This is a genomic window from Streptomyces purpurogeneiscleroticus (genome assembly GCF_020024005.1).
In the GTDB taxonomy this organism is placed as follows: Bacteria; Actinomycetota; Actinomycetes; order Streptomycetales; family Streptomycetaceae; genus Streptomyces; species Streptomyces purpurogeneiscleroticus.
Genome location: NZ_NHSG01000186.1, coordinates 1 through 2,927, shown reverse-complemented (window position 1 = coordinate 2,927; position 2,927 = coordinate 1). Strand labels below are relative to the sequence as shown.

Annotated in this window: 4 protein-coding genes; 2 read left to right on the top strand and 2 right to left on the bottom strand. The window is 74.0% G+C overall.

The window, feature by feature from the left end:
• Positions 1-21: 21 nt before the first annotated feature.
• Positions 22-795: an alpha/beta fold hydrolase gene (locus CCS38_RS11825; RefSeq protein ID WP_223733192.1), complete on the top strand. Its 774-nt coding sequence runs from the start codon at positions 22-24 to the stop codon at positions 793-795.
• 59 nt (positions 796-854) lie between these two features.
• The gene (locus CCS38_RS11820; protein ID WP_223733191.1) at positions 855-1,550 is read left to right on the top strand and encodes a TetR/AcrR family transcriptional regulator; all 696 of its coding nucleotides are present in this window, start codon (positions 855-857) and stop codon (positions 1,548-1,550) included.
• Here the strand turns inward: CCS38_RS11820 and CCS38_RS11815 are convergent.
• On the bottom strand, positions 1,519-2,037 hold the full coding sequence (locus CCS38_RS11815; protein WP_223733190.1) for an FBP domain-containing protein: 519 nt from the start codon (positions 2,035-2,037) through the stop codon (positions 1,519-1,521). The two genes, CCS38_RS11820 and CCS38_RS11815, sit on opposite strands and share 32 nt — an antisense overlap.
• A 63-nt stretch (positions 2,038-2,100) precedes the next feature.
• Positions 2,101-2,927: metallophosphoesterase (locus tag CCS38_RS11810; protein ID WP_223733189.1), on the bottom strand; the 827-nt coding region annotated here is incomplete at its 5' end.

Genomic DNA, 2,927 nt, shown 5'->3' with positions numbered 1-2,927 from the left:
CCCCTTCCCCTCCACCGGCCCCTGCCTCCGCTCTCCGCCACCGTCACCGGTTCCGGCCCGGGCATCGTCCTCGCCCACGGCGCCACCGGCAGCATCGACGAGAACTACGCCCGCCTTTTACCGGCGCTCGCCGCCGGCCACACCGTCGTCGCCCCCGACTACCCCGGCTCGGGCCGCACCCCGCGCGCGGCCGGGCCGCTCACCCTGGACGGCCTCACCGACGCGGTCGTCGACGGTGCGGTCGCCGCCGGACTGGAGACCTTCACCCTGGTCGGGTACTCCCTCGGCACGGCCGTCGCGGTGCGCACCGCCACCCGCTACCCGCAGCACGTCAGCGGCCTCGTGCTGACCGCGGGGCTGGCCGTCCCGGACCGCCGCACCGACCTCTGGCTCGCGCTCTGGCAACGCCTGCTGGCGCAGGACGACTACACGGGCCTGGCGCTGGCCCGCACGCTCAGCGGCTGGTCCCCCGGCCGCCTCCGGGAGCTGCCGCACGACGACCTGGACGCGCTGCTGGACCCCTGCCCAGAGCTGGTGCCCGACGGCTCGGCGGACCAGGCGGCGCTCGTACGCTCCCTGGACGTCCGCGCCGACCTGCCGGGAATCACCGTCCCGACGCTCGTCATCGCCACCCTCCACGACCAGCTCGTCGACCCCGCGCACTCCCGCTACCTGGCCGAGCACATCCCCGGCGCGCAGTACACCGAACTCGCCGCCGGCCACGTCCCGATGCACGAGTGCCCCGAGGAGTGGGAGCGGCTGATCACCGGCTTCCTCGCCGCGCACGGCCTCTAGAAGCGTCCGACGGGCCCCTGCGGTCCCCCGCGTCCCGGCCGCTCGCTTAGGGTCGGGGCGTGGACGACGCGAAGCAGGTATCCCGGGGAGAGCAGACGCGGGCGCTGATTCTGGCCACCGCGATGCGGCTCTTCGAGGAGCGCGGGTACGACCGGACGACGATGCGCGCCATCGCCCAGGAGGCGGGCGTCTCCACCGGCAACGCGTACTACTACTTCGCCTCCAAGGAACACCTGGTCCAGGGGTTCTACGACCGGATCGCCGAGGAGCACCGGGCGGCGGCCCGCGAGGTACTGGCCACCGAGACGGAGCTGGCCGGGCGGATCCGCGGGGTGCTGTGGGCGTGGCTGGACGTGGCGGCGCCGTACCACCGGTTCGCCACGCAGTTCTTCAAGAACGCCGCCGACCCCGACAGCCCGCTCAGCCCCTTCTCCGAGGCGTCCCGGGGCCCCCGCGAGGCCGCCGTCGCGCTGCACCGTGAGGTGCTCGCGGGCGCGGGCGTGAAGGCCGCGCCGGAGCTGGCGGACCAGCTCCCGCGGCTGCTGTGGCTGCACCAGATGGGGCTGGTGCTGTTCTGGGTGTACGACCGGTCGCCGGACTGCGCCCGCAGCCGCGCGCTGGCCGCCCGTACGGCGCCCCTCATCGCCCGCGCCGTCACCGCGTCCCGCTACCGGGTGCTGCGCCCGCTGGTCCGCGAACTGACCGGTCTGCTGGACGACTTCCTCACGCCGTCCGGCTCGCGGCCCCCTCGGTGACCTTGCCGAGGAATGCGTCGAGGTTGGCGGTCATGCGGGCGACCTTGTCCTCGACGCTGAGGTGCTCCTCGTACCGGCTCGCCAGGTCCGGCTGCTTCTTGCCACGGAGGTAGAGCGGGCAGGCGAGGTCCGCGCAGACGTACGCGCCGACCGTATTGCCCTGGCGGCCCGCCGCGCCGGCCCGGGGCGCGGCGAGCAGGCTGACGCCCGAACCGCCGTGCCCGGTCAGGCAGAAGGAGCAGACCGTGGTCTTGGTGAAGGTACGGCGGACGTTCGTGGGGCGGCGCAGCGTGACGCCGAGCGGGCCGTCCGCGCGCGGTACGACGAGATAGGCGCGGTCGGGCGCCTGCGGGTCACGCCAGCCGAGGAAGTCCAGGTCGGGCCAGGGCAGTTCGGCGAGCCCGGCGGGGAGGTTCAGCCGACGGGCCTCGCCCTTCGAACAGTTGACGAAAGAGGCGCGGATGTCGGGTTCTGCCAGGGGGTCCATGATTCCGAAAGCTAACAGGCGGTACGGACGGACGTCGCCCGAATTTTCCGCGGTCCGCGCGGGTCATGCCTGCCGGGAGGCCAGCTGGACGATCGTGACGTCCGGCGGGGCTCCGACACGGACCGGCGGTCCCCAGGCGCCCGCGCCGCGGCTGACGTAGAGCTGGGTGTCGCCGTAGCGGTCCAGGCCCGCGACGGTGGGGTTGGCGGCCGCGGCGATGTAGTTGACGGGCCACATCTGGCCGCCGTGGGTGTGCCCGGAGAGCTGGAGGTCCACGGAGTGACGGACCGCTTCGTGGATCATGACCGGCTGGTGGGCGAGGAGGACCGAGGCCCGCGCGGGGTCGCGGTCGCCCAGGGCGCGGTCGTAGTCCGGGCCGTCGGAGTGGCTCTCGCCGGAGATGTCGTTGACGCCGGCCAGGTCGAAGCCGGGCATCTCGACGCGGGCGTTCTCCAGGGGGTGCACGCCCAGTTCGCGGACGTGGTCGACCCATTCGTGGGCGGCGCCCGAGATGTACTCGTGGTTGCCGGTGACGAAGAACGAGCCGTGCCGGGCCTGGAGGTGGCGCAGCGGCTCGGCGGCCGGGCCCAGGTCCGCCACGCTGCCGTCGACGAGGTCGCCGACGATCGCGATCAGGTCGGGGTTGGCGCGGTTGATGGTGTCCACGACCCGCTGGGTGTGCGCGCGGCCGAGGACGGGGCCAAGGTGGATGTCGCTGACGACGGCGACACGGAAGCCGTGCGCGGCGCGCGGCAGCTTGGCGAGGGGGACGGTCACCCGCTTCAGCCGCGGCCCGCTGAGCACGCTGTACGCGCCGTATCCGACGGTCGCGGCGGCGGCTGCCGTGGCCCCGACGGCCACCGAGCGGGCGACGAAGAGGCGCCGGGAGG